At 70.3% G+C, this 25623-nt stretch carries 27 protein-coding genes, 1 other RNA gene and 1 pseudogene; 12 read left to right on the top strand and 17 right to left on the bottom strand.

The features are described 5' to 3' along the window. The 7 genes and pseudogenes from MFF30_RS04910 to gap form a co-directional block, all read right to left on the bottom strand. A pseudogene (locus MFF30_RS04910) lies at nt 1–165 on the bottom strand (inositol monophosphatase); the annotation flags it as partial. Between the two features lie 146 nt (nt 166–311). Then, nucleotides 312–1352, bottom strand: coding sequence for a tetratricopeptide repeat protein (locus tag MFF30_RS04915; protein WP_373320840.1), 1041 nt, complete (start codon nt 1350–1352; stop codon nt 312–314). Continuing rightward, nucleotides 1349–2005 carry a thiamine phosphate synthase gene (locus tag MFF30_RS04920; RefSeq protein WP_238277246.1) on the bottom strand — a complete coding sequence of 219 codons (657 nt, stop codon included), beginning with the start codon at nt 2003–2005 and terminating at the stop codon, nt 1349–1351. The genes MFF30_RS04915 and MFF30_RS04920 overlap by 4 nt, the downstream gene beginning before the upstream one ends. Nucleotides 2006–2017: 12 nt before the next feature. Beyond that, nucleotides 2018–3091 carry a class II fructose-bisphosphate aldolase gene (gene fba / locus MFF30_RS04925; RefSeq protein WP_238277248.1) on the bottom strand — a complete coding sequence of 358 codons (1074 nt, stop codon included), beginning with the start codon at nt 3089–3091 and terminating at the stop codon, nt 2018–2020. Between the two features lie 116 nt (nt 3092–3207). Next, nucleotides 3208–4410 (bottom strand): phosphoglycerate kinase, encoded by a 1203-nt coding sequence (locus MFF30_RS04930; protein WP_238277250.1) that lies wholly within the window; start codon nt 4408–4410, stop codon nt 3208–3210. A 34-nt stretch (nt 4411–4444) separates the two neighbouring features. After that, the gene (locus tag MFF30_RS04935; protein ID WP_238277252.1) at nt 4445–4936 is read right to left on the bottom strand and encodes a hypothetical protein; all 492 of its coding nucleotides are present in this window, start codon (nt 4934–4936) and stop codon (nt 4445–4447) included. A 72-nt stretch (nt 4937–5008) separates the two neighbouring features. After that, complete coding sequence (gene gap, locus MFF30_RS04940) at nt 5009–6016, bottom strand: type I glyceraldehyde-3-phosphate dehydrogenase (protein WP_056476152.1); 1008 nt, start codon at nt 6014–6016, stop codon at nt 5009–5011. A 477-nt stretch (nt 6017–6493) separates the two neighbouring features. Here gap and MFF30_RS04945 point away from each other — a divergent pair, with 477 nt between their 5' ends. From MFF30_RS04945 to MFF30_RS04975, 7 genes are all read left to right on the top strand, one after another. Next, complete coding sequence (locus MFF30_RS04945; RefSeq protein WP_238277254.1) at nt 6494–6775, top strand: DUF4164 domain-containing protein; 282 nt, start codon at nt 6494–6496, stop codon at nt 6773–6775. Between the two features lie 30 nt (nt 6776–6805). Further along, nucleotides 6806–7165, top strand: coding sequence for a cell division protein ZapA (locus MFF30_RS04950; RefSeq protein WP_238277256.1), 360 nt, complete (start codon nt 6806–6808; stop codon nt 7163–7165). A gap of 48 nt (nt 7166–7213) precedes the next feature. Then, nucleotides 7214–7371: non-coding RNA, 6S RNA (gene ssrS / locus MFF30_RS04955), on the top strand. Beyond that, complete coding sequence (locus MFF30_RS04960; RefSeq protein WP_238277266.1) at nt 7361–7969, top strand: 5-formyltetrahydrofolate cyclo-ligase; 609 nt, start codon at nt 7361–7363, stop codon at nt 7967–7969. The genes ssrS and MFF30_RS04960 overlap by 11 nt, the downstream gene beginning before the upstream one ends. A 27-nt stretch (nt 7970–7996) precedes the next feature. After that, nucleotides 7997–8818 carry a TIGR00282 family metallophosphoesterase gene (locus tag MFF30_RS04965; protein WP_238277276.1) on the top strand — a complete coding sequence of 274 codons (822 nt, stop codon included), beginning with the start codon at nt 7997–7999 and terminating at the stop codon, nt 8816–8818. A gap of 144 nt (nt 8819–8962) precedes the next feature. Further along, nucleotides 8963–9943, top strand: a complete 981-nt coding sequence (locus MFF30_RS04970) for a MotA/TolQ/ExbB proton channel family protein (protein ID WP_238277285.1) — start codon at nt 8963–8965, stop codon at nt 9941–9943. A gap of 1 nt (nt 9944) precedes the next feature. Further along, nucleotides 9945–10958, top strand: a complete 1014-nt coding sequence (locus MFF30_RS04975) for a peptidoglycan -binding protein (protein WP_238277287.1) — start codon at nt 9945–9947, stop codon at nt 10956–10958. 7 nt (nt 10959–10965) lie between these two features. Here the strand turns inward: MFF30_RS04975 and MFF30_RS04980 are convergent, their stop codons facing one another. The 3 genes from MFF30_RS04980 to MFF30_RS04990 are packed head-to-tail and all read right to left on the bottom strand — an operon-like array spanning nt 10966 to nt 13403. After that, entirely contained in the window at nt 10966–11343 is a 378-nt protein-coding gene (locus tag MFF30_RS04980; RefSeq protein WP_373320841.1) for a hypothetical protein, read from the bottom strand. A 12-nt stretch (nt 11344–11355) separates the two neighbouring features. Further along, nucleotides 11356–12909, bottom strand: a complete 1554-nt coding sequence (locus tag MFF30_RS04985; RefSeq protein ID WP_238277289.1) for a S10 family peptidase — start codon at nt 12907–12909, stop codon at nt 11356–11358. A gap of 41 nt (nt 12910–12950) precedes the next feature. Continuing rightward, the gene (locus MFF30_RS04990) at nt 12951–13403 is read right to left on the bottom strand and encodes a DNA polymerase III subunit chi (protein ID WP_238277381.1); all 453 of its coding nucleotides are present in this window, start codon (nt 13401–13403) and stop codon (nt 12951–12953) included. Between the two features lie 573 nt (nt 13404–13976). Here MFF30_RS04990 and MFF30_RS04995 point away from each other — a divergent pair. Beyond that, on the top strand, nt 13977–14201 hold the full coding sequence (locus MFF30_RS04995; RefSeq protein WP_238277291.1) for a hypothetical protein: 225 nt from the start codon (nt 13977–13979) through the stop codon (nt 14199–14201). Between the two features lie 78 nt (nt 14202–14279). Here the strand turns inward: MFF30_RS04995 and MFF30_RS05000 are convergent, their stop codons facing one another. The 5 genes from MFF30_RS05000 to secG all read right to left on the bottom strand — a co-directional run bounded on the left by MFF30_RS05000 (nt 14280) and on the right by secG (nt 18906). Then, nucleotides 14280–15443 (bottom strand): glutathionylspermidine synthase family protein, encoded by a 1164-nt coding sequence (locus MFF30_RS05000; RefSeq protein WP_238277293.1) that lies wholly within the window; start codon nt 15441–15443, stop codon nt 14280–14282. Next, nucleotides 15443–16078: a DUF1190 domain-containing protein gene (locus MFF30_RS05005; protein ID WP_238277295.1), complete on the bottom strand. Its 636-nt coding sequence runs from the start codon at nt 16076–16078 to the stop codon at nt 15443–15445. The genes MFF30_RS05000 and MFF30_RS05005 overlap by 1 nt, the downstream gene beginning before the upstream one ends. 94 nt (nt 16079–16172) lie before the next feature. Continuing rightward, nucleotides 16173–16571: a DUF350 domain-containing protein gene (locus tag MFF30_RS05010; protein ID WP_238277297.1), complete on the bottom strand. Its 399-nt coding sequence runs from the start codon at nt 16569–16571 to the stop codon at nt 16173–16175. A gap of 18 nt (nt 16572–16589) precedes the next feature. Further along, nucleotides 16590–18218 carry a CTP synthase gene (gene pyrG, locus MFF30_RS05015; protein ID WP_238277299.1) on the bottom strand — a complete coding sequence of 543 codons (1629 nt, stop codon included), beginning with the start codon at nt 18216–18218 and terminating at the stop codon, nt 16590–16592. A gap of 271 nt (nt 18219–18489) precedes the next feature. Further along, on the bottom strand, nt 18490–18906 hold the full coding sequence (gene secG, locus MFF30_RS05020) for a preprotein translocase subunit SecG (RefSeq protein WP_238277301.1): 417 nt from the start codon (nt 18904–18906) through the stop codon (nt 18490–18492). 275 nt (nt 18907–19181) lie between these two features. Here secG and MFF30_RS05025 point away from each other — a divergent pair, with 275 nt between their 5' ends. Further along, complete coding sequence (locus tag MFF30_RS05025; RefSeq protein WP_238277303.1) at nt 19182–19637, top strand: nuclear transport factor 2 family protein; 456 nt, start codon at nt 19182–19184, stop codon at nt 19635–19637. A gap of 5 nt (nt 19638–19642) precedes the next feature. Here MFF30_RS05025 and MFF30_RS05030 read toward each other — a convergent pair whose 3' ends face one another. Together MFF30_RS05030 and tpiA are read right to left on the bottom strand one after the other, a co-directional pair. After that, the gene (locus MFF30_RS05030) at nt 19643–20425 is read right to left on the bottom strand and encodes a GNAT family N-acetyltransferase (RefSeq protein WP_238277305.1); all 783 of its coding nucleotides are present in this window, start codon (nt 20423–20425) and stop codon (nt 19643–19645) included. A gap of 20 nt (nt 20426–20445) precedes the next feature. Further along, complete coding sequence (gene tpiA, locus MFF30_RS05035; RefSeq protein ID WP_238277306.1) at nt 20446–21210, bottom strand: triose-phosphate isomerase; 765 nt, start codon at nt 21208–21210, stop codon at nt 20446–20448. A gap of 195 nt (nt 21211–21405) precedes the next feature. On the opposite strand from tpiA, the gene MFF30_RS05040 reads away from it, so the two are divergent. From MFF30_RS05040 to MFF30_RS05050, 3 genes are all read left to right on the top strand, one after another. Then, on the top strand, nt 21406–23310 hold the full coding sequence (locus MFF30_RS05040; RefSeq protein WP_238277315.1) for a peptidylprolyl isomerase: 1905 nt from the start codon (nt 21406–21408) through the stop codon (nt 23308–23310). 7 nt (nt 23311–23317) lie between these two features. Beyond that, nucleotides 23318–24886, top strand: a complete 1569-nt coding sequence (gene trpE, locus MFF30_RS05045; RefSeq protein WP_238277317.1) for an anthranilate synthase component I — start codon at nt 23318–23320, stop codon at nt 24884–24886. 63 nt (nt 24887–24949) lie between these two features. Continuing rightward, a complete protein-coding gene (locus tag MFF30_RS05050; protein ID WP_238277327.1) occupies nt 24950–25564 on the top strand; it encodes an anthranilate synthase component II in 615 nt (204 codons plus the stop codon). Nucleotides 25565–25623: the final 59 nt, after the last annotated feature.

The following is a 25623-nucleotide window of genomic DNA, read 5'->3' on the forward strand; positions in this document are numbered from 1 at the left end:
GACGCCTTCTACTTCCTCGGCCTTGCGGTCGGCGGCCGAGACGAAGTTGCCCGGGCCCTTGCGGGAGACCTGAAGGTTCTCGATCTCGCCGTAGTCACGCTTCAGGCCACGGGCGGCCTTGCGGACGGCATCGACCATCACGGTCATGAGGGGTGAACTGATCATCGATCTTCAGGTCCAAGCCGTTTCAAAGAACGCCGTTTGCGAGAACGTCGAGGCGAAGCGCGCCGCGTCGAACGCGAATTCGCGCCGCCATAGCACGTTTGCGCGCCGGCTCACCCCTCGCGAATGCGGGTCTGACCCGAGCGAGCCTATTTGACGTTGGCGCGCTCGGCGGCCAGGGCCTCGGCCCGCTGACGCTCCTCGGGGGGCAGATTTTTCAAGTTGTCGTCGAGCCAGGGGTCGGACAGCCCCTGCGCGGAGGCCGCCAGGTTCCAGGCGGCAGCCTCGACGACGTTCTTCTGGACACCGCGTCCCACCACAAAGAGGCGCGCGGCCCGGTTCTGTGCGATCGCGTTGCCGCGAGCGGCCGCGTGCAGGAAGTAGCGGGCGGCGCGCGCCTCGTCCTTGGGCAGGCCGGTCCCATTGAAGAGCAGAATGGCGAACTCGACCTCGCCGGCCAGATCGCCATTGTCCGCCGCGCGCCGGAACCACTCCGCCGCCTGGGTCGCGTCCTTGGGCACGCCGCGCCCCTGAAGATAGAGGACGCCGAGATCGTGCTGGGCGGCCCCGATCTCGCCTTCGGCCGCCTTGCGGAACAGAGTCGCGGCCCGGGCCTGATCCGGGTCCGTGCCGGTGCCGAGCAGGATCAGCGCGAGGTTGTAGGCGGCGGTGGTGTCGCCCTTCTCCGCTGCCTGCTCGAGCCACTGGCGCCCGGCCTTCATGTCCTTGGCGCCGCCACGCCCGTCGATCGACATCAGCCCGAGGGAGGCCATGGCGTGAACATCGCCCTGGGCTGCGGCGAGGCGGTACCATTCGGCAGCCTTGACCGGGTCCTGCTTGAGGCCGAGCCCCTGGTTGTAGAGCTCGCCGAGCAGCGTCATCGCCGCCGCATCCTTCGGGTCGGCCGCGATCCGCTTCGTCGCCTCCCGGAAGGCGGTGGTGTACTGGCCGCGCTGGTAAGCCCCGAAGGCAGCGTCGACGGGCTTGTCGCCGGGCTTGGCCGTCAGGGGCGCAATCCGCATGGCGCTCGGAGTATAGGGCGTCGGCAACTCTTTCAGGGGCGCCTTGAACACCTCCCGCGTCACCGGCTTGGCCGCCTCGGGCGATTGTGTCGTCGCCGCCAGCGCGCCCGATGCGAGGAGGGCCGAGGCGACAGGCCCGAGGAGGGGGAGCCCGCGCGGCACCCTCACGAATCCGCCTCCCCGGCGGCGGTGACCTGCGCCTGGATCCCGGCCACGTCCGCCCCCAGCCAAAGAGCGCTCTCCAGCCCGAGGAATTCGGCCCGGGTCGCCAGGATCGGTCCGACCTGCTCGGACGCATGGGCCACGGCGATGCAGGGCGTCTCGAAGATTTCGGTCCACCAGGTCGCGCGCTCGATCACCGTCTCGGCATCCGGCGCGACACCGTCGGCGTAGAGGCCGCCGAACATCACGTAATCGACGCCCGCCTCGCCAGCCTCCATCGCGGCGTGGCGCTGCTCATGGCCGCCCGCCCCGAGGATGCGTCCGTCGTCGAGTCGGTCCCGCAGCTCGCGCAGCGTGCCCTCGCGCGGCTTGTCGATATGTACGCCGTCTGCCCCGCCCCGCGCCGAGACGCTGACGAGGTCCCCGGCGAAGCCCGCGCAGGCGACGATCACGGCCGCGCCCGCCGCTTGCGCGGCCGGCGCGAGGCGCTTGACCAGATTGACGAGGCTGCGCTCGTCGGACGGGGCGAGCCGCAGCAGCACGGCCGCGACGTCGCCGGCCGCGCAGGCGGCCGCGATGGCCGCCGCGAGGGTATCGGCGTCACCGGCCTCGACCCGGTGGGGGCTGAGCAGGGCGAGGCGGGTACGGGGTTCCGACATCAGGGTTCCGCTTCAGCCCGCCGCGCCGATTTTGGGGTCGAGAGAGCCGTTGGCGTAGCGCTTGGCCATGGCGGCAACCGAGATCGGACGGATCTTGGAGCCCTGGCCGGCGGTGCCGAACTCCTCGAAGCGCTGACGGCAGAGCTTGGTCATCGCCTCCATGGCGGGCTTGAGGTACTTGCGCGGATCGAACTCGGCCTTGTTCTCGGCCAGGATCTTCCGGATCTGGCCGGTCATCGCCATCCGGTTGTCTGTGTCTATGTTGATCTTGCGCACGCCGTGCTTGATGCCGCGCTGGATCTCCTCGACCGGCACACCCCAGGTCGGCTTCATCTCGCCGCCGTACTGGTTGATGATGTCCTGCAGGTCCTGCGGCACCGAGGAGGAGCCATGCATCACTAAGTGGGTGGTGGGCAGGCGGCGGTGGATCTCCTCGATCACGTTCATCGCCAGAACGTCGCCATCCGGCTTGCGCGTAAACTTGTAGGCGCCGTGCGAGGTGCCCATGGCGACCGCGAGGGCGTCGACCTTGGTGGCCTCCACGAACTTCACGGCCTCGTCCGGATCGGTGAGGAGCTGGTCGTGGCTGAGGACGCCCTCGAAACCGTGGCCGTCCTCGGCCTCGCCTTCACCGCTCTCCAGGGAGCCGAGCACGCCGAGTTCGCCCTCCACCGAGACGCCCGCCCAGTGGGCCATCTTGGTGACGTTGCGGGTGATCTCGACGTTGTAGGCGTAGTCCGCGGGGGTCTTGCCGTCGGCCTTCAGCGAGCCGTCCATCATCACCGAGGTGAAGCCGTACTGGATCGCCGTGGCGCAGGTGGCCTCGTCGCTGCCGTGGTCGAGATGCATGCAGACGGGGATGTGGGGGTAGATCTCCACGAGTCCGTCGATGAGCTTGGCCAGCACGATGTCGTTGGCGTAGGCCCGCGCGCCCTTGCTGGCCTGGAGGATCACCGGGGAATCGGTGGCGTCCGCAGCCGCCATGATGGCGAGACCCTGCTCCATGTTGTTCAGGTTGAACGCCGGCACGCCGTATTCATGCTCGGCGGCATGGTCCAGCAGCTGCCTCAGGGTGATGCGGGCCATGGGTTTCTCCTCACAATCGACCACCGCTTGGGCGGTCCGCTAGCTCGTCGCGCCGGGAGGCGCAGTTGGTTTGGTCTGCCGGCCGTCCTCGCGCGGGGTCGCGCCCCGCCGTAAGGTCAGCCCTTCGCGCGCAACGCCTCGACGCCGGGCAGTTCCTTGCCCTCCAGCCATTCGAGGAAGGCGCCGCCGGCGGTGGACACGTAGGAGAAGGTTTCGCCGACACCCGCATGGTTGAGGGCCGCGACCGTATCGCCGCCGCCCGCCACCGAGACGAGCTTACCGGCCTTGGTGCGCTCGGCCGCGTGCCGGGCCGCCGCCACGGTGGCGGCATCGAACGGGGTCAGCTCGAAGGCGCCCAGCGGCCCGTTCCAGACCAGGGTGGCGGCCTCGTCGATGGCGGCGTTGATCTCGGCCACGGAGGCCGGGCCGGCATCGAGGATCATGCCGCTCTCCGGCACGGCGTCGACCGGCACGGTCTCGTGCGCGGCATTCGCCTTGAACTCGGCGGCCGAGACCGCGTCCACCGGCAGGATGATCCGGCACTTGGCGGCCTTGGCCGCCTCGACGATGCGCAGGGCGGTGTCGGCGAGGTCCTTTTCACAGAGGGACTTGCCGACGCTCTTGCCCTGCGCGTGCAGGAAGGTGTTGGCCATGCCGCCGCCGATCACCAGCATGTCGACCTTGGCGACGAGGTTCTGGAGAAGGTCGATCTTGGAGGAAACCTTGGCGCCGCCCACCAGGGCGATCACGGGGCGGGTCGGGGCTTCGAGGCCCTTGGTCAGGGCGTCGAGCTCGGCCTGCATCAGACGCCCCGCATAGGCGGGCAGCAGATGGGCGAGACCCTCCGTCGAGGCGTGGGCCCGGTGCGCGGCCGAGAACGCCTCGTTGATGTAGAGATCACCATTGGCAGCGAGCTGCTCGGTGAAGGCGCGGTCGTTCTTTTCCTCGCCCGCGTGGAAGCGGGTGTTCTCGAGGAGCAGCACGTCGCCGTCCTTCAGTGCCGCGACGGCGTCTGCCGACGCCGGCCCCACGCAATCCTCCGCGAAGGCGACGGGGCGGCCGAGATGCTCGCTCAGGGTTCCGACCACCGGCTTCAGGGATTCGGAGGCGACGGGCTTGCCCTTCGGGCGGCCGAAATGCGCCAGCAGGACCACGCGCCCACCCTTATCGGCGATCTCGCGGATCGTCGGTACGATGCGCTCGATCCGGGTCGCGTCGGTGACGCGACCGCCCTCCATCGGCACGTTGAGGTCCACGCGCAGGAGCACGCGCTTGCCCTGGAGCGGGCCGGCATCGTCGAGGGTACGGAAAGCGTTCATCGGGGCCTGGACGTTCGGTCGGTTGCGGGCGCGATCAGCGCGGCGGGGGCAACATGGATTCGAGGTGGAAGCGCTGGGCCGCGATGGTGAGCGCCACCGTCAGCACCGCCGTGATGATTGCGGTGAGAACCAGGGCACCGGAGCCCGGCAGGCCGCGTGTGCGGTCCGCGATGGCCCGGACCTCGCTGCGCAGGGCCGAGAGGTCGCTCTGGCGCGCCGCCTCGTTCATGCGGGCGGCCGCGCCCTCCACCTTCTCCTCCACCCGCGAGAGCAGCGCCTCGGAGCGGGCGTACTTGTCCTCGATCCGGGCGCACTTGTCCTCGATCCGGGCAAGCTGGTCTCCGCCCGGAGCAACGGCGGGGGCGGGCAGCGTCTCGGCCTTGCCCACGACCACGGGCGGATTCGCCGGGGCCGGAGATGCGCCCGCCGGCCCGGGAGGGGGAACCGCCGCCGGCGCGGCGGCCGGCGGGGATTGGGTGGTTGCGCCTGGGATGAAGCCGCTTCCGGCGGGAGAGGTCTCGGTCATGTCAGGCACACCATCCTGGTCTTCGCTTGGTCTTCGGGAGCGGTTCGGTCCGTCAGAGTTCCGCGTGGTGGCTCAGAGCAGCTTGCCCATCGCCACGGCCGTGTCGGCCATACGGTTCGAGAAGCCCCACTCGTTGTCGTACCAGGACAGGATGCGCACGAAGGTGCCGTCCATGACCTTGGTCTGGTCGAGGTGGAAGGTCGACGAGTGGGGATCGTGGTTGAAGTCGATGGAGACGTTGGGCTGGTCGGTATAGGCCAGCACGCCCTTGAGCGGACCGTCGGCGGCGGCGCGGATCGCGTTGTTGATTTCCTCGACCGTGGTCTGGCGCTTGGCCGTGAACACGAGGTCGACGGCCGAGACGTTCGGGGTCGGCACGCGGATCGAGGTGCCGTCGAGCTTGCCCTTGAGCTCGGGCAGCACGAGGCCGACGGCCTTGGCCGCGCCCGTGGAGGTCGGGATCATCGAGAGCGCGGCGGCACGGGCCCGGTAAAGGTCCTTGTGCATCTGGTCCAGCGAGGGCTGGTCGTTGGTGTAGGAGTGGATCGTCGTCATGAAGCCGCGCTCGATCCCGACGAGATCGTTCAGCACCTTGGCCACCGGCACGAGGCAGTTGGTGGTGCAGGAGGCGTTCGAGATGACGAGGTGGTCGGCGGTCAGCTTGTCGTGGTTGACGCCGTAGACCACCGTCAAATCCGCGCCGTCGGCGGGCGCCGAGACGATCACGCGCTTGGCGCCGGCGTCGAGGTGGGCCTTGGCCTTGTCCTTCGAGGTGAAGATGCCGGTGCACTCGAGGGCGATGTCCACGCCGAGTTCGCGGTGCGGCAGCTCGGCCGGGTTGCGCACGGCGGTGACCTTGATGCGCTGGCCGTCGACCACGATGAACTCGCCGTCGACCTCGACCTTGGCGTTGAAGCGGCCGTGGATCGAATCGAAACGCAGGAGGTGGGCATTGGTCTCGACGGGGCCGAGATCGTTGATCGCCACCACCTCGATGTCCTTGCGGCCGGCCTCGTGGATGGCACGCAGGACGTTGCGGCCGATGCGTCCGAACCCGTTGATGGCAACCTTCACCGACACGGCGTGAGTCCTTCCCTGATACGGGCACCGACGCGGCGGCACCCTTCAACCTGTTGATCGTCGCAGGCCGCCCGGCGGGCAGGCCTCGATCCGTCGCCCGCTCTGTGCGACTCGCGATTGAACGACGGATGAACCGTCGCCACCGGCACCCCACCGAATGTCGCCGGAAGCCGGACGAAACGCGCGGAACGACCGCGCACGGGGGATGTGCCAGGGCCTGAACGTGTCACGGGACGCCGTATAACCGGTCTGCGGGCGGGCGGTCTCTAACATGGTGACAAATCTTGGCAAAGGTCACCGCCCGGGTCAGAAGGGTGGATAACCCCGGCCCGCGGACGCGTCGTGACCGGCGCGGCCCCTTTCGCGTTTCGCGGCGAACCGGGATCGGCGATAGATTCGCGAGCCCGGCCCCGGTCACGAGCGATGCCCGGACGGGGTCGAATGAGCAGGTGATCCACGCATGAGAGGCAACGATACGTGAGCGAGACTATCGACGACGCCCTCCGGCGTCTCGAGACCGTGCTGAGCCGCCTGGAGGGCGCGGTGGCCCAGCGCTTCGAGGCCGAGCGTGATCCGAGCGACCTGGAGACCGAGCTCGCCGTGATGAGCGAGGACCGGGCGCGGCTCGCGGCCGAACTCGATGCGGCCAGCGCCCGCCTCGTCGAGGTGGAGGCGACCTCCGCGGATGTCGGCCAGCGCCTGGGCCGGGCGATCGCGGCGGTGGAGGGCGTGCTGGCGCCCGCCCGCGGCAGCCGGTAAGCCAGCCATCTTCGAGCGGCCCGACACGCGATGCCCCAGATCAACGTCACCATCGACGGCAAGAACTACCGCATGGCCTGCGCCGAGGGCGAGGAGGCCCATCTCACTGCGCTGGCCGGCGGCCTCGACGCGCGCGTGACCGAGATCCGCCGTGCCTTCGGCGAGATCGGCGACATGCGCCTGCACGTCATGGCGGCGCTGATGCAGGCCGACGAGTTGCAGGAGGCGCAGGGCCGTCTCGCAGCTTTGGAACAGGAGACGGCTGCTTTGCGCGCCCGCGTGGACGGCGCCGACGCGACGCGCGCCGCCGAGGAGGCGCGCCTGGCGGAAGGGCTGCGGCGCTGCGCGGACCGGATCGAGCGTCTGGCGCATACGATTTCGGCGGGCTGAGAGCCGATCCCCCTGGCGCAGGCCACGGGGCGACGCTACATATTGGCTGCGGGGCTGCCGGGTCCGTCAGGAGTACTTTTCCCCGGGGCCTTATCGACTCCCCAGGGAGCTGTCCCTGGCCTCGTCCCTGGACTTGGCCAACACGGCGCCCACCTACATTGTAGGTTTCCCGGGATCGACACTCCAACGGCTCACGTGGCTCCGCACTCAGATTCTCCTCCATCCAATCCGCCGACCGCCGCCGTGAAGGCGACCCTGCGCAACGAGGCCCTGGCCCGGCGTGACGGGCTCTCCCCGGAGGCCCGCATCGCGGGCTCGGCCCGGATCGCCGACACCGTCATGGGTATCGAGGCGCTCGCCGAGGCCGTGATAGTCGGCGCGTTCTGGCCCATCCGCAGCGAGGTCGATCCGCGCCCCCTGGCCCGGCTCCTGTTCGCGCGAGGGCAACGGGTAGCCCTGCCGAAGGTGACGCCCGACGGACTGGTGTTTCGGGAATGGCGCGAGGGCGAGGCCCTGGTGGCTGGCCGCTTCGGCCTCAGCGAACCGCACGACGACCTGCCGCCCGTGGACCCCACCGCCCTGATCGTGCCGTTGGCCGCCTACGACCGGCGTGGCCACCGCATCGGCTACGGCCGCGGCTACTACGATCAGGCTATCGCGCGGCTCTCGCGCAACGGCCCGGTTCTCACCATCGGCGTCGCGTTCTCGGTGCAGGCGGTGGACACGGTTCCCGCCGAGCCGCACGACCAGCCCCTCGACCATCTCGTCACGGAGGCGGGACCGGTCCCGCTTCTGCGGACCTGACCTCTCCTACGGACGCAATTCTGCACGATGCGACTTCTTTTCCTCGGCGACGTGGTGGGCCGTCCCGGCCGCCACGCCATCTCGGACCGGCTGCCGGCCTTGCGCGAGCGCTGGCGCCTCGACTGCGTGGTGATCAACGGCGAGAACGCCGCCGGCGGCTTCGGTCTTACCGAAGCCATCTGTGACGAACTCCTCCAGGCCGGGGCCGACGCGGTGACGCTCGGCAACCACTCCTTCGACCAGCGCGAGGCCCTGGTCTTCATCCAGCGCCAGACGCGGCTCGTGCGGCCGGCGAACTACCCGCCGGGCACCCCCGGCCGGGGCGCCACCGTCGTCGAGACCCAGAAGGGCGCGCGCGTCCTTGTGCTCAACGTCATGGGCCGCCTCTACATGGATGCCCTGGACGATCCCTTCGCCTCGGCCGAGCGGGAACTGTCCGCCTGCCCGCTGGGCGCGGTGGCGGACGCGGTCATCGTCGACGTGCACGCGGAGGCCACGAGCGAGAAGCAGGCCTTCGGCCATTTCCTCGACGGCCGGGCGAGCCTCGTGGTCGGCACTCACACCCACACGCCGACCGCCGACCACCGCATCCTGCCCGGCGGCACCGCCTACCTCTCCGACGCGGGCATGTGCGGCGACTACGATTCGATCCTCGGCATGCAGAAGGACGAGCCCCTGCGCCGCTTCCTGCAGAAGACGCCGGGCGCCCGGCTGGAGACCGCCCAGGGCGAGGGTACCCTCAGCGGCATCGCCGTGGAAACCGACGATGCGACGGGGCTCGCGAAGCGCGTGGCCGCGGTGCGGCTCGGTCCCCATCTGGAGGAGACTTGGCCGCGCGACTGGGATTAGCCGGCGCCGCGCGGCCACCATCCACGGGACGTCGCCACGCGCGACTTGATCGGGGCCGAACCACCCTGCAATGTGCCGGCGCGTCCGCCCCGAGGCCCGCCGTGCGCGGGCTGCCTTTTCGCGTCCGAGAGTGTGCCCGAGCCGATGGCGACCCCACCCGCACCTGCGACGATCGCCAAGCCGGGCATCTACCTCATCCGGATGCTGATCTTTCTGATCCTGGTCGGCTTCCTCGCCTTCGTGCTGTTCCGGCAGGTGACGCCGGCCTTCCTGGCCAATCCGGGCCTCAACGGACTCATCCTCGGCGTGCTGCTCATCGCGGTGCTGCTGGCATTCGGGCAGGTGGTGCGGCTCTACCGCGAGACCGCCTACGTCAACGCCGTGGCGGCGGGGGAAAGCCCGAGCAAACCGCCGCCCCTGATGGCGCCGCTCGCGCCCGCCATCGCCGCCCGGCACGACGGGATCACCCTGCCGACCAGCCGGTCCTTCCTCGACACCGCCGCCGCGCGCCTCGACGAGGGCCGCGAGATCCTGCGCTACGTCTCCGGCCTCCTCATCCTCCTCGGCCTGCTCGGCACGTTCTGGGGCCTGATCGACACCCTGAGCGCGGTCGGCTCGGTCATCCGGACCATGCGCGGCGGCGGCGAGGCGGCGGCGATGTTCGACGAACTGAAGAACGGCCTCGCGGTGCCGCTCTCGGGCATCGGTCTCGCTTTCTCGGCCTCCCTGTTCGGCCTGGCGAGTTCGCTGATCGTGGGCTTCCTCGACCTGCAGGCGGGCCAGGCCCATGCGCGTTTCCACAACGAACTGGAGGATTGGCTGCTATCCGGCGATCTGCCCGCAGCAGGGGCCATCACCGTCGCGGCCAAGCCCTTGCCCCAGCAGGATCCGGCCAGCGCCCGCGAGCTGAAGGAGGCGGTGGACCGCCTGACCGCCGTGGTGGCGGAGGGCGCCAACGGGCGCGTCGCCACCCAGGCGATGACCAACCTCGCGGAGGGTATCCAGGGCCTCGTCCAGCACATGCGGGCCGAGCAGCAGATGATCCGCGACTGGGTCGAGGCGCAGGCGAACCGCGAGCGCGAGCTGAAGCAGGTGCTCGATCGCCTCGGCCGCGAGCGGGGCTGAGATGGCCTCCGCCCGCGTCCGCCGCGACCGGAGCCTCAACGTCTGGCCGGGCTACGTCGATGCCCTGGCGACGCTGCTGCTCGCCGTCGTCTTCCTGCTCACCATCTTCGTGGTCGGACAGTTCTTCCTGTCCCAGGAAATCAGCGGGCGCGATTCGGTTCTGACGCGCCTCAACCGCCAGATCGCCGACCTCACCGATCTGCTGGCCCTCGAGCGCTCCACCCGCAAGACCCAGGAGGAGCAGGCCTCCTCCCTGCGCAACACCCTGCTCGGCGCGCAGGCGGATCGCGACCGGCTGAGGGCTCAGGCCGAGGCGGCGCAGGGCTCGGCCGGGCGCCAGGGCGAGGTCGACAAGCAGCTGGCGGCCGAGCGCGCCAACACGGCGCGCGCCGCCTCGCAGATCGACCTCCTCAACGAGCAGATCGCGGCCATGCGCCGGCAGCTCGCGGCCCTGGAGGACGCCCTGGCGGCCTCCGAGAACCGCGACCGCGAGAGTCAGGCCCGCATCGCCGATCTCGGCAGCCGCCTGAATGTCGCCCTCGCCCAGAAGGTGCAGGAACTGGCGCGCTACCGCTCGGACTTCTTCGGGCGCCTGCGCCAGATCCTGGGCAACCGTCCCGACATCCGCATCGTCGGCGACCGCTTCGTGCTGCAATCGGAGGTGCTTTTCCCGGGGGGCTCCGCCAGCCTCAAGCCGGAGGCCGGGCCGGAACTCGACCGCATCGCCGGTGCGATCCTCGACCTCGCCAAGCAGATCCCCGCCGACATCCCCTGGGTGCTGCGCATCGACGGCCACACCGATGCGCGGCCGATCGCATCGGCGCAGTTCCCCTCGAACTGGGCGCTCTCGGCGGCCCGCGCCATCGCGGTGGTCCAGGCCATGGTGGCCAAGGGCATCCCGCCGCAGCATCTGCTCGCCGCCGCCTTCGGCGAGTTCCAGCCCATCGAGGCCGGGACCACCGAGGAGGCCTATGCCCGCAACCGCCGGATCGAGATGAAGCTCACCGAGCGCTGAGGCGCCGCTACTTCACGATCCGGTCGAGGCGGTTGTTGACGAAGAAGTACAATTCCTTGGCGCCGGGCTCGTTGTAGAGCACCTGCACCTCGCGGCCCGAGCGACCCTCGCCCACCAGCACGTCGGTGGGCGGCTTGCCCTTGAGGCGGACGAGATCGCACTCGCCGATGCCAATCTCGATCGTGGCCGCCATCGTCGGGGCCGGGCCCGTACAGGTCCCCTCCCCCGTCAGCACCGGCCCCGTGAAAGTCGGGGCGGGGGGCGGCGACGTTACCGCCACGGGAGCCGGGGCCGGCGGACGGGTCTCCGTGCTGGTGCAGGCCGCGAGGCCGAGGGCGAGAAGGCCCGCCGACGCCAGCCCGCGCGGAGTTCTGAAAACGGTCACGGTCGCGAATCCTCAGCGCTGCGCAGCGCCCCGCGCGGCCAGGGCGGCCGCGTAGAGGGCGGCCGCATCCCGGTGGAAGGCGGCGCGCGAATCCGGGCGGGAATAGAACATGTGGCCGCCGGGGTACACGGCGAGATCGAGCCGGCCGCCGCCGAAGGCCGGCATCTGGTCGATCAGCAGCTTCGAGGCGAAGTACGGCGTCACGAGGTCGGTGTAGCCGTGGGCGACGAGGACGCGCATGTTGCCGTCCAGCGCCAGCACGCCCCGCAGGGCTCCGAGGGCCTCGGGCGCCGAGCGGCCGCTGCCCCAGGTCCAGCCCCGGTTCACCTGGTTGTTGAGGAGTTCGTAGCGCAGGTCCGGCACCCGGTAATTCAGCTTTTCGCTGTAGAGCGCGATCATCGCGCTGGTGAGGGGCGCCTGGAGCCCGGTGAGCAGCGGGTCGTCGAAGCCCGACGCGGCGGCGTTCGGGTCCGGGTCCCAGCCGGTGACGCCGGTATCGTAGGCGCTCGCCACCCGGCCGGTCTCGCGACCGATCTCGCGCTGGACGCTCTGGCCCGAGAGGCGTCCGGCCTGACGGCGCACGAAGCCGGGGTCGAGCCCGGCGAGCGCCCCGACCTTATCGCTGAGCCGCGCCAATGCGGCCTCGTCCGACGGACCTTTAAGCAGGTCCGCGAGGTAGGGGCCGGTGGCGTAGGCCTCGGCCTCGGCCATGGTCTGGCGCGTCGGCATACCCCCGGACCGCTCGATGGCGGCGGCGGCGAAGGAGGGCAGCTTGATGACGTGGCCCCAGGGCGTCGTCCGGGGGGCTTGCAGCCAGGCGAAATCCAGCACCGGCGAGAGCAGCACCATCCCGGACAGGCCGACGCCGATCTCCTCTTGGAGCTTCGCGGCGATCAGCGGCCCCCGGAACCCGCCGTAGCTCTCGCCGACGTAGAATTTTGGCGCCGCCATGCGGTCGTTGGCCCGCAGCCAGCGCGCGATGGCGGAGGACAGCACCGAGGCGTCGGCGTCGATGCTCCAGTAGCGCTTGGCGTCCCCGTCGGCGGCGCGGCTGTAGCCGGTCCCGACCGGATCGAGGAAGACGAGATCGGTGAAGTCGAGCCAAGTTCCGTCGTTCGGCACCAGGCCGATCGGGGCAGACGGGCTGATGCTCGTGCCCTCCACCGGCAAGCGCCAGGGCCCGATGGCGCCGATGTTCAGATAGGCCGAAGCCGCCCCCGGGCCGCCATTCAACGCGAAGGTGACGGGTCGCGACGCATCCGGCCCGCCGGTCCCGTCCGCGCCCTTCCGCATGTAGGCGATGAAAGCGATCTCGGCCTGAAGCTTGCCGGCCTCGTCGACGAGGGGCAGGCTCCCGGCCCGGGCGGTGAAGGCCAGCAAGCGACCATCCGGCAGGGTGACGCTGTGCTCCGTCACGGAATCGGCGGGGAGCTTGCGGCCCTCGGGGCCGCGCGGCTCGGCGGCCCGGCGCGTCTCCGGCGGGCGCTCGCCGTGGGGAGACGGCTGAGCGTGTAGGGGCGCACCCGCGAGGAGCAGGGCCGCGAGGCCGATGGCGAAACGTCTCATGGCGATTCCTCTCGGCGTGGTCCGGTCGTCGGGCCGGAGCGTCAGGCTTTCTTCTGCCAGCGCCCGTCCTCGTCCTGCTGCCAGTAGGCGATGGTGTGCCCGCCGGCCTTGGCCTCCTTCCACTGCTCGCGGGCGCGCAGCAAGGCATCCTGGTCGGTGCCGTCGAAGAGCACGCAGATGCGCGCGTAGCTGGCGGCATCGGACGGAAGGTCGGCGCCTTCCACGAGGAAGCGGATCGAGGCCGCGTTGGGGTTGGTGTCCTTGAGGGTCAGCACGACGGGCTGGCTCGCGGCGTCCGCCTCGCGATCCGTGCCGTGCGGCAGAAAGCTGTCGTCGCTGTAGGTCCAGAGCTGGTCGTCGAGGGCCTGGAGCCGCTCCTCGCTGGCGGCCTGGATCGCCGCGCGCCACTGGCGTTCCAGGGAACGCTCGACGAGGTTCGGCAGCACCTTCTCGAGGGGCTGCTGCTGGAGGTGGTAGAACAGGATCTCGGTCACGCTTGGCAAGGTAGGCACGTTGCCCGACATTGCCAGCGGCCGAACCGCTCGGAGCGCCCGATCGGGCCCCTCGCCCGCGCGTGAAATCCGCGCAGGTCCGGCGGATTGCAAACCGGAGCCGATCCCGACGGGAACTCTCACGGCGGGGGGCCGATCGCTGCCGCGCCACGATGCGCAGCGCCCTCGCCTACCGGATCCACCGCGTACAGGTGCGGATCCTCGACGGTGATTCGGACAATGTCGTAAGCACGCCGCGCCGCGGGTAGCGGGCGTCGCTGCCTATGCCGGGCGGCGCGAGTCCAGCGCCTGTCGCGGACAGGCCACGGGCTGCACCACCAGCATCCCGTGGCCGTTCCGGACGCCGCGTCCAACGTGCTTCACGAAAAAGCCTGATCTTTCCACGGCCGAAGCCCGATTTGGCGAACACTTCGTCAATCGGTCGCCTTTATTGCAGTGCACGCACCGTAGGCTCGGCGCGAACGTACGCGTCCCCCGCTGGACACTTCCCCTCACCTCCACGGAACCGGACCGGGACAGACCCGCCGGAACCGACCGCATCAGGAATCCCACCCCGTGAGCTTCACCGTCCGCGCGCGCGTCTCCGCTCGTCAGTTCGCCTTCCAGCATCGCTCGATGCTGGGTGCGCTTGACCAGAGCCTGTCGCTCCTCACCGCGGGGATGTCCGACGTGCGGATCGTCGATGCGGATGGCCGGGTCCACAGCCCTTGTGCCCTTCAGGCCGTGCTGTTCGGCGCCCGCGCCCAGGAGACGCCTCGGCCCGTTGCCCAGGCCGCCTGAGGCCGAGGCCGCGCTTCGGGTCTCGACGGATCGCGGTTTCGCGTCGCGAGACCGGCGGCCCCGTCGCGCGAAACACGCTCAGTCCGCCGCGATGTAGTGCGGCACGAAGAGAGCGGCGTTCGTGGTCACGGGCCCCGCGCTCTCGCGGATGCAGAGGCCGGCAGGGACGTCACCGACGATCCAGGACCCGACCAGGGGCCGGCGCCCGTCGAAGCTGGGCAGCGGCGCCAGGGCCTGGCGCACATGGCCCTCGGCTCCGTAGGGGCCCACGTCCTGCACCACGACGCGGTCGTTCTCCACCATCAGGATGTTCGCGCCCTCCCGCGAGAAAAGTGGCTTTCGCACGTAACTCGCCCCGAGGCTCGCGGCGGCCGGATCCCCCTCGAAATAGGTCGGCAGCAGGTTCGGGTGATTCGGCTCCATCGCGTGGAGATGCGCGAGCAGACCCTTATTCGACAGGACGGCCTTCCAGGGCGGCTCGATGAAGCGGGTGGCGGTGCCGCCGACCTCTCGCCCGAAGGCATCGGCGAAGGCCCATTCCCAGGGGTAGAGCTTGAACAGCCGCGTGATCGGGACCCGCCGGTCGTCGACAAAGCGTCCGAGGGCATCGAGGCCGATCCCCGAGAGGTCGAGGAACCGGCAGTCGAGGCCCGCCTGGCGGGCGCAATCCTCCAGGTAGGCGACGGTGCCGCGATCCTCGGGCGCGTCGGCATAGGCCGCGAGCGTGAGGGTGCCGTCGCCCGGCAGCGTCCGGAAGAGCGCGATCAGGCGCTCGTGGACCGCGTTGTACTGGTCCGATCCCGCCGGAAGGGTGCCGCGCGCGAGCAGATCCTCCAACCAGAGCCACTGGAACACGCCGGTCTCGTAGAGGGCCGTCGGGGTGTCGGCGTTGTATTCGAGGAGCTTGGCCGGCCCCGTGCCGCCATAGGCGAAGTCGAGGCGGCCGTAGAGCGAAGGATCGCGCCGGAGCCAGCTCGCCCGAACGACGTCCCAGGCATGCCGGGGGATGTGAAGGCCGGCGAGGATGCGCTCGTCGCCCACCGCGCGGTCCACGAAGTCCAGGCAGAGCGCGTGCAGGTCCGCGCTCGGCGCCTCGATGTCGGCCTCGATCTCCGCGAGCGTGAAGGCATAGGCGTGGCTCTCGTCCCAATAGGGCTCGCCGTCCAGGCTGTGGAAGTGGAAGCCGTTCCGGGCCGCCACATCACGCCAGTCGGGGCGTGCGCCGATGGGCACGCGGCGCATCAGCCGCCGCCGCCATGATGCGACGCGGGCGCATCGTCCCCGCAGATGGCGCGGCCCGTGCCTCCGAATCCGTTGAGCACGGGCGGCCGAGCGATGGCCTCCGGGACGCGGGCGATGCTGCCGCCGTCCATGGTCGGGGTGACGGCACAGCCCCAGCTGGTCTGGTACGCCGGCTGCGCGAAGGCGCCGACGCCGTAGACCACGCCGGCGGTCGGGAAGAGCGGCTGCAGATCCAGCTTCTGCGCGGCCGTCGCCCCGACGAAGTAGGCGGCCATCCGGGGCGCGTAGGGCCCGCCGGATTCCGGCGCCGAGGCCACAGCGCGCGCCTCGCAGGCGCCGAGGCCGTGCCGTGCCTCGCACGCACCCTGGGAGGGATAAAGGGGCGCGCGGGCAGCCGCGACCGTTCGGGCAATATCGTCCTCGATCCGGCAATCCACCGCCGTGCGGACCCGGCCCGCGATGCAGGCCTCGACATTGGCATAGATCCGGACGTCCTCCATCCGTTGCGAAGGATCGAGGCGGGCCAGGGCCACCGCGGCCGCACCCGCGCCGGTGAGCAGCACCAGGGTAACGGCCTCGGAGCGCTTGAGGCCGCCCGTTCCCCCCGGCCCATCCTTCCGGTCCTGCGAAGACATCCCGTTCCGGGCCGCCATCGGCGGACCGCTCCCTGCCGCGACACCGTGCGGCTTCAGCCGACAATTATGATCGAGCTTGGCCGTCGATAAGGGGTCAGTACGTCATCGCCGCCGCGTCGAGGATGCCGCCAGCCAGGGACGCCGCCGCGAGGAAGATGGCACCAGCCATCTCGCCGGCCTCGATCCTTCGGGAAAGGTCGGGCAGCAGAGCACGGACCGCAAGATAGATCGCCACCTGGACCACGAGAGCGACGAGGCCCCAGATCGCGCAATCGACGATCGACTGCGCGTTGTGGATGGAGACGGCCAGCGGCAGGGTGTAGCCCACCAGGCTCCCGCCGAGGGCGAGGGCGGCCGCGCGGTTGTTGGCGCGGATCAGGGCGAGTTCACGGTGCCCCGTCGCCTGCAGGTAGACGACGAGGTAGGCGCCCACGAGGGCGAAGGCCACGGCGAGGTAGGCCAAGAACGGACCGAGGCCGGCAATCGACGTCATCCGGACTTCTTCGGTGTCTCAGACCAGCCGGCTCTGCACCATCGCGGCGCCGACGAAGCTCTTGAAGAGCGGATGCGGCTCGAAGGGCCGCGACTTCAGCTCGGGGTGGAACTGCACGCCGATGAACCAGGGATGCCCGACATGCTCCACGGTCTCGGGCAGGAGCCCGTCCGGCGAGAGGCCGGAGAAGCACAGGCCCTTGGCCTCCAAGCCCTCGCGATAGGCCATGTTGACCTCGTAGCGGTGCCGATGGCGCTCGGAGATCTCCGTGGTCCCGTAGATCTCGGCGATCTTCGTGCCCGGGCGCAGGGAGGCCTGGTAGGCCCCGAGCCGCATGGTGCCGCCGAGATCGCCGGCCGCCGCGCGACGCTCGAGTTCGTTGCCCTTCAGCCACTCCGTGAGCAGGCCGACCACGGGCTGGGCGGTCTCGCCGAACTCGGTGGAATTGGCGTCCGCGACACCGGCCAGGGCGCGGGCGGCCTCGATCACAGCCATCTGCATCCCGAAGCAGATGCCGAAATACGGGATCTTGCGCTCGCGGGCGTAGCGGGCCGCGCGGATCTTGCCCTCGGCGCCGCGCTGACCGAATCCACCCGGCACCAGGATACCGTGAATGCCCTCGAGGAAGGGCGCCGGGTCCTCGCGCTCGAAGACCTCGGCCTCGATCCACTCGAGATTGACCTTGACCCGGTGGGCGATGCCGCCGTGGGTGAGGGCTTCGGTGAGCGACTTGTAGGCGTCCTTGAGGCCCGTGTACTTGCCCACGATGGCGATGGAGACCTCGCCCTCGGGGTTCTTGACCCGCTCGGAGATGGTGCGCCAGCGCGTGAGGTCGGGCTCGTCCTGCGAGGGCAGATCGAAATGGGCGAGCACCTCGCGATCGAGGCCGGCCTCGCGGTAGGAAAGCGGCACGTCGTAGATCGAGGCGACGTCGCGGGCCTCGATCACGGCGGTCTCGCGCACGTTGCAGAACAGGCCGAGCTTGCGCCGCTCGTCGGCCGGGATCGGCCGGTCGCACCGGCAGAGGAGCATGTCCGGCTGGATGCCGATCGAACGCAGTTCCTTGACCGAATGCTGGGTCGGCTTCGTCTTCAACTCGCCGGCGGACGGGATGTAGGGCAGCAGGGTCAGGTGCACGAAGGCGGTGGCGCCGCGCGGCAGTTCCTGGCCGAGCTGGCGGATCGCCTCGAAGAACGGCAGGCCCTCGATGTCGCCGACCGTTCCGCCGATCTCGACCAGCACGAAGTCGAAAGCGTCGTTACCTTCGAGGACGAAGTCCTTGATCGCGTTGGTGACGTGCGGGATCACCTGGATCGTCGCGCCGAGATAGTCTCCGCGCCGCTCCTTGGTGATGATGTCGAGGTAGATCCGCCCGGTGGTGATGTTGTCGGCCCGGGTCGCCGGCAGCCCGGTGAAACGCTCGTAATGCCCCAGATCGAGGTCGGTCTCGGCGCCGTCGTCGGTGACGAAGACCTCGCCGTGCTGGGTCGGGCTCATCGTGCCCGGATCGACGTTGAGGTAGGGGTCGAGCTTGCGCAGGCGGACCTTGTAGCCGCGCGCCTGCAGGAGGGCCGCCAGGGCGGCGGAAGCGAGACCCTTGCCGAGCGAGGAAACCACGCCGCCGGTGATGAAAACGTACCGCGTCATGGGCCTCGGTCCATAAACAAGGGGGAACGATTCGCCAAACCCCAAAAACGCTTATCCCCCGCGATGCGGGCGCATGCGCGGCAGGAACCGTATCTCGGGGATGGCCGTGAACGCTATGCGGCGCCCGATCGCTCGGACGCCGCGTGTCTCAGATCGACGAAGACTGTCTCGACGAACGCAACGCCAGCGCGATCACCGGGTCGATACGCGCCAGGATGGCGGCGCGATCACGTCACGCAGCAAGCAACATCGATTAACGGGCGATATCCGATCAGCGCGACTGCGGTGCCTGCGGCACGGCGGGCTGGGCCGGCTGCGTCGCCGGGACCTCGGCCGGCGTGCCCGGCTGCGCCGCGCCACCGCTCTGCCCGCGCAGGGTGTCGAGGAGGTTGCCGGCATTGGGCTGCGTCGCCGGCTGGCCGGTGGCGGTGCCCTCGAGGATCGAGCGGGGCGCCGCGCCGCGATGGGACATGATGGCGAGCGCCATGCTGGTGGTGAAGAACAGGGCCGCCAGGATCGCGGTGGCGCGCGTGAGGGCGTTGGCCTGGCCGCGCCCGGTCATGAAGCCCGCGACGCCGCCGCTGCCGCCGCCACCCAGGCCGAGACCGCCCTCGGAGCGCTGCAGCAGGACCACGGCGATGAGGCCGAGGACGACGATGAGGTGGATCGAGATCAGAACGGTCTGCATCGGACTTCCGGAATCTTCACCATCCACGCATCGAACCCGCGAGAGCGGGTCGGACACGGGCGCGCCAGGGGCCGGAGCGTCCTGGCGCCGCCGACGGAAGTCCGGGGCCATACACCAGATGGCCGCCCACGCCAACCACGGGATCGCCCAGAGCGCTGGAGCCTAGCATCTCGCGGATCGATCGCCGGTGTGCTGTTCTCGGATGAGGCCGATGCTCCGCTCAGAGGGCGCGGCGACGCGCAGTGCGCATGCCGGCACCGCCACGGAGGAACCCCATGACCGCCAGATTCCGACCGATGCTCCGCGCCGCCCTCGCGGCCGGCCTTCTCGCCGGCACCCTGATGATGCCGGCGCGTTCCGACGCCGCCTCGCCGGAGGCGGAGGTCGAGGCGGCGGTGGACGAACTGACGCGGGCGATCCTGGCCGCCGACGGGACGGCCCTCGACGCCCTCGTCCTCGACGGCCTGAGTTACGGGCATTCGAGCGGTGCCGTGCAGGACAAGGCCGCGTTCGTCGAGGCGCTGGCGAGCCGGCGCTCGAGCTTTCCCAGCATCACCCTCTCGAACCGCACGGCCTCGATCGTCGGCGACGACGCGATCGTCCGGCACGTCTTCGACGGCGAGACCGTCTCGAACGGCAAGACGGTTCCGGTGCATATCGGGGTGCTCCAGGTCTGGCACCGCGAGGGTGGACGCTGGCGGCTGCTGGCGCGCCAGGCCTTCAAGCTCTGAGGCGCTCAGTCCCGGCGTCGGTAGCGGTAGCCATAGAGGTCACGGGTGAAGCCGAGCCCCCCGTAGAGCGCGCGCGCTGCTCCATTCGCCGCGACGACCTGGAGACAGGCCCCGGTGGCGCCCTGCCGGCGAGCCCAGGCCATCAGGGTCAGGACGAGGGCGCGCGCGTGACCGGCCCGGCGATGCGCCGGGTGGGTCGCCACCGATTCCAGCACGAGGAGACCCCGATGCAGGACTCCGTAGGCGACCGCGACGGTGGCACCGGCGTTGCGCCGTTGCACGAACAGGCGCGGCAGGACGAGACAGTCCAGGGAGGCGCGGTAGGTCCGCAGGGCCTCCGCGCCGGACACCCCCTCGCAGGCCGCCTGGGCCGCGAACCAGGCCACATCCGGATCGGGTAAAAGTGCGACATCGTCAGCCTGCGCGCGGTCGAGTTGCGGCAAATCGGCGTACAGCGTGCAGGTCTCCCCCTCGGCGCGGTAGCCGAGCCGGTCGAGCAGGGCGTCCATCTCGGGCGCGAGATCGGGGACGCGTATGATCAGGGGCCGGCCGAGCCCCCGGTAGATCGCCTCGGCCTGGGCGAGCACGGCTTCCGGATCGTCGCGGTGGCCGCGCAGAGGGTTCAGGGAGTTCGTCCGGCGGGTCGGCCCGCCCGCCGCGCGCAAGGTCCAGCCGCCGAGGCCGACCTGCACGGGGGAAGGCCGCGCGTTGAGGCAGGCCTCCTCCACCGTCCAGGCCAGATCCAAGTCCGCCACATCCTTGTCCGCGACCGGGCCGCGCGTGGGCATGGCGATGCGCGCCTCGCGGATCAGCGCAGGTAGGCGCGGGCGATGCCCAGGAAATCCTCGGCCACGAGGCTGGCACCACCGACGAGAGCGCCGTCGACGTTCTCCACGGCCATCAATTCGCGGGCGTTGCTGGGCTTCACCGAACCACCGTAGAGGATGCGCACCGCCTGGGCCTCGGCGCCGATGAGCTGGCCAAGCATCTCGCGCAGGCTCGCGTGGACCTCTGCGATGTCGGCCGGGGTCGGGGTCAGGCCGGTGCCGATGGCCCAGACCGGCTCGTACGCGATGACCGTGTCCCGGGCGGAGGCGCCCTTCGGCACGCCGATGGCGAGCTGGGCGCGCACGATGTCGAGGGTGCGGCCCTCCTCGCGCTCTTCCTTGGTCTCGCCCACGCAGATGATGCCGCAGAGGCCGGCGCGGCGGGCGGCGAGGGCCTTGGCGTGAACGCCGTCATCGGTCTCGTGGTGATAGGCCCGGCGCTCGGAATGGCCGACGATAACGTAGGAGGCGCCGAGATCGGCGAGCATCTCGGCCGAGATACTGCCGGTAAATGCGCCGCTCGGCTTGGCGTGCAGGTTCTGGCCGCCGATGGCGATGGGGGAGCCGTAGGCCGCCGCGACGCAGGAGGCGATCAGCGTGGAGGGCGGGCAGATCAGGACGTCGGTGGATTCGCCGAGTTCGGGCGTGAGACCGTTGCGCACAGCCTCCACCACCGCGATCGACGCGCGCAGGCCGTTCATCTTCCAGTTGCCGGCAACCAGTGGCCGTCGCCCCGATTTCGTCATCCCGTCCCTCGTCACCATGGCTTCGCTTGCCGGCTGAGCCGCCCCTAACAGAGGCGCCATGAGGGTGCAAACCCGGACGGGGCCTTTGCGATGACAGCCCGGATGGTCTATCGCGAACGGCTTTCCTTAGGATTGCGGCCCACCCCGGAGTGACGGGCGCGCGGCCGCGCCTCCCGACGGGTACCCGGACGTTCGATGCTCCAGAACATGCGCAGCGCCAGCCAGCACTGGCTCGGCAAGATCATCCTGACGGTGGTGTTCACCTTCCTCATCGCGGGGGTGGCGATCTTCGGCGTCGAGGAATTCTTCCGCGCGGGCTCGTCGAACACCGTCGCCACCGTGGGCAAGGCACAGATCTCGGCCGAGGCCGTGCGCTCGGCCTATCAGAACCAGCTTCAGCGCTACCAGAGCCAGACGCGGCGCACCCTCACGCCGGATCAGGCCCGGGCGCTCGGCATCGACCGGCAGGTGCTGGCCCAGCTCGTCAGCGAAGCCTCCCTCGACCAGCAGACCGCGGCCCTCGGCCTGAGCATCCCGGACGCGGCCGTGCTGCGGGCGATCCAGGAAGAGAAGAGCTTCCAGGGCGCGGACGGCAAGTTCGAGCCGGCCCTGTTCTACCAGACCCTCCAGCGCGCCGGCATCAACGAGGCCACCTTCGTGCGCGAGCAGCGCGCCGTCGCCGCGAGGCTTCAGCTCGCGGAGGCGGTCGCGGCCGACCTGCACGTCCCCGAGGCCCTGCGCGAGGCCGTGCACCGCTACGCCACCGAGCGCCGCAGCGTGGCGCTGATGATGCTGCCGCCCTCCGTGGCCGGCGAGATCCCCGCCCCCAGCGAAGAGGCGGTGAAGGCCTATTACGAGGAGAACAAGTTCGCGTTCCGGGCACCGGAAGCCCGCGCCGTCACCCTGCTGGTCCTCGACCCGCAGGCCCTGGCCAAGCCCGAGGCCGTGACGCCGGAGGAGATCACCGCCCGCTACGAGAAGGACAAGGCTCGCTACGGCACGCCCGAGCGTCGGACGATCCAGCAGATCGTGTTCCCGGACGCGGCCGCCGCGGACGCCGCCCGCAAGGCGATCGAGGCCGGCGAGAAACCGTTCGAGGCCGTCGCCGCCGAGACCGGCGCCGATGCCAAGAACCTTTCCCTCGGCACCCTTTCGAAGGCCGAACTGTTCGATCCGGCCGTTGCGGACGCCGCCTTCGCGCTGCCCCTCAACGGGGTGAGCCAGCCCGTGAAGGGCCGCTTCGGCACCGTGCTTCTGCGGGTGACCGCCATCCAGCCCGAGACCGTGAAGCCGCTCGCCGAGGTCTCGGCCGACATCGCCAAGGCCATCGCGCTGGAGCGCGCCACCAGCGGCATCGACACCGCGCACGACGCGATCGAGGAGCAGCGCGCCAACACCAAGCCGCTCGCCGACATCGCCAAGGAGCGGGACCTTCCCCTGCGTACGATTCCCGCCCTGACCGCGCAGGGCCTCGACCCCGCCGGCAATGCGGTGGAAGGCATCCCCGACCGCGACACCACCCTGACCGCCCTGTTCCGGGCCGAGATGGGCGGCGACAACGAGCCCCTGCGCACCAAGAACGGCGGCTACATCTGGTACGACATCGCCAACATCGACCGGGCCCACGACAAGCCCCTGGCCGACGTGCGCGACGAGGTCGTCACCCGCTGGCGCGCCGCCGAGACGCAGAGCCGCCTCCTCGCCAAGGCTAAGGAGCTCTCCGCGCGTATCGACAAGGGCGAGGCCGTGGAGACCGTGGCGGCGGAGGCCGGGCTCAACGTCCAGACCCTGAGCGATCTGGCCCGCAACCAGACGCAGGGCGACCTCAGCGCGGACGTCGTCAACCGCGTCTTCGCCACGGCCGTCGACAAATCGGCCTCGGCCGAGGCGGGCGAGAGCCGCGCCCTGTTCAAGGTCACCGCCGCGACCATGCCGGCCTTCGTGCCCGGCTCCCCAGAGGACGAGACGATCATCAAGCGCTTCCAGCCCACCATCGCGGACGACGTGCTCGGCCAGTACATCGGCGACGTGCAGGCGTCGGTGGGCGTCAACGTCAACCAGGCGGCCTTCCGCCGGGCGATCGGCGGCGGTGAGTACTGAGCCGGCGATGACCCAGGACTCCGCCTTTCACGACTCCGCCTTTCACGACTCCGACCCTCGGGACCCGGCCTTCGAAACCTTCGCCGAAGCCTACGCGGCGGGCCGTCCCAGCCTCCTTCACCTCGCCCTGGTGGCGGACCTGGAGACGCCGGTCGCGGCCTTCCTGAAGCTGCGTGCCGTCCATGCGGGCGCCGCCTTCCTGCTCGAATCCGTCGAGGGCGGTGTGGTGCGGGGACGCTACTCGATGATCGGGCTCGACCCCGACCTCGCCTGGCGCTGCCGGGACGGACGGGCGGAGATCGCGCGCGGGGCCGACCTGTCGGTGTTCACGCCGGAGGACGCGGCGCCGCTGGCGAGCCTGCGCGCCCTGATCGCCGAGAGCGCCATCGGCGCCGAGGCGGAAACCGATGCGCTGCCGCCGATGGCCGCCGGCCTGTTCGGCTATCTGGGCTACGACATGGTCCGGGCCATGGAGACCTTGGGAACGCCGAACCCCGACCCCCTCGGGGTGCCGGACGCCATCCTGGTGCGCCCCCGCGTCATGGTGGTGTTCGATTCCGTGCGTGACCTCATCACGGTGGTCGGGCCGGTGCGCCCGAGCTCCGGCCTCTCTGCGCGGGCCGCCTACGAAGCGGCCCTGGGGCGGCTCGAAGCCGTGGCCCAGGCCCTCGAAGGCCCCCTGCCCGTCGAGGCGCGGATCGACCCGCGCGCCATCGCGCATCCGGAGCCCGTTTCGAACACTTCGCCCGACGAATACCTGGCCATGGTGGCGCGGGCGAAGGAGTACATCGTCGCCGGGGACGTGTTCCAGGTGGTGCTCTCGCAGCGCTTCGAGGCGCCTTTCACCCTGCCGGCGCTCGCTCTCTACCGCTCCCTGCGGCGGACCAACCCGGCCCCGTTTCTCTGTTACCTCGACTTCGAGGATTTCCAGCTCGTCTGCTCCTCGCCCGAGATCCTCGTGCGGGTGCGGGACGGGCGCGTCACCATCCGGCCGATCGCCGGCACGCGCCGGCGCGGGGCGAACCCGGCCGAGGACAAAGCGCTCGCCGAGGAACTGCTGGCCGACCCGAAGGAGCGCTCCGAGCACCTCATGCTGCTCGATCTCGGCCGCAACGACGTCGGCCGGGTCGCGCGCATCGGCAGCGTCACGGTCACGGGCTCGTTCTTCCTCGAGTTCTACAGCCAGGTCATGCACATCGTCTCGAACGTCGAGGGCGACCTCGACCCGAAGCACGATGCGCTGGCGGCGCTCGCCGCCGGGTTTCCGGCCGGCACGGTCTCGGGGGCGCCGAAGGTGCGCGCCATGGAGATCATCGACGAACTGGAGCGCGAGAAGCGCGGGCCCTACGGCGGCTGCATCGGGTATTTCGGCGCGCGTGGCGAGATGGATACCTGCATCGTGCTGCGCACCGCCCTGGTGAAGGACGGCCGCATGCACGTCCAGGCGGGAGCCGGCATCGTCTACGATTCCGATCCGGTTTCCGAGCAGCAGGAATGCGTCAACAAGGCCAAGGCGCTGTTCCGCGCGGCGGAGGACGCGGTGATGTTCGCGAGCCGGGCCCGGCGGGGGCAGTGACGCCCGGTTGACGGCTCGACGGAGTCGCGCCACACCGCCTGCATGCCCGCGTCCCAGAGCCCGATGCCCGACGTTCTCGTGATCGACAACTACGATTCCTTCACCTGGAATCTCGTCCACCTGATCGGCCCCCTCTGCGGCTCCATCGACGTGGTGCGCAACGACGCGATCACCACGCGCGAGATCCGCGCGCGCCGGCCCGACGCGGTGGTGCTGTCGCCCGGCCCGTGCTCGCCCAACGAGGCCGGCATCTGCCTCGACGTGGTCAAGGACCTCTCGGACGAGATCCCGATCTTCGGGGTCTGCCTCGGCCTCCAGGCGATCGGGCAGGCCTTCGGCGGCGACGTCGTTCGGGCCCCGACGCCCATGCACGGCAAGGTCTCCAGCATCCAGCACCGGGCCTCGGGCATCTTCCGGGGCCTCAACGGCCCGTTCGATGCAACGCGCTACCATTCCCTGGTGGTGGAGCGCGGCAATTGTCCGCCGGACCTGACGGTGACGGCGGAGGCCGACGGCCTGATCATGGGGCTGCAGCACGCACGCCTGCCCGTGCACGGCGTGCAGTTCCACCCCGAGAGCATCCTCTCGCATCACGGATCACAGATCCTGCGGAATTTCCTGGACATCGCGGCGGCGTGGAACGCGACGCGTGACAAGGGCCGCGACGGCGTGCATTGACGGGGCACGTCGTCCCTCAGAAATAATCCCGGTCTGCGCACCGGATCGCCACGCCCGAG

This window comes from Methylobacterium goesingense, from assembly GCF_022179225.1.
Lineage (GTDB): Bacteria > Pseudomonadota > Alphaproteobacteria > Rhizobiales > Beijerinckiaceae > Methylobacterium > Methylobacterium goesingense.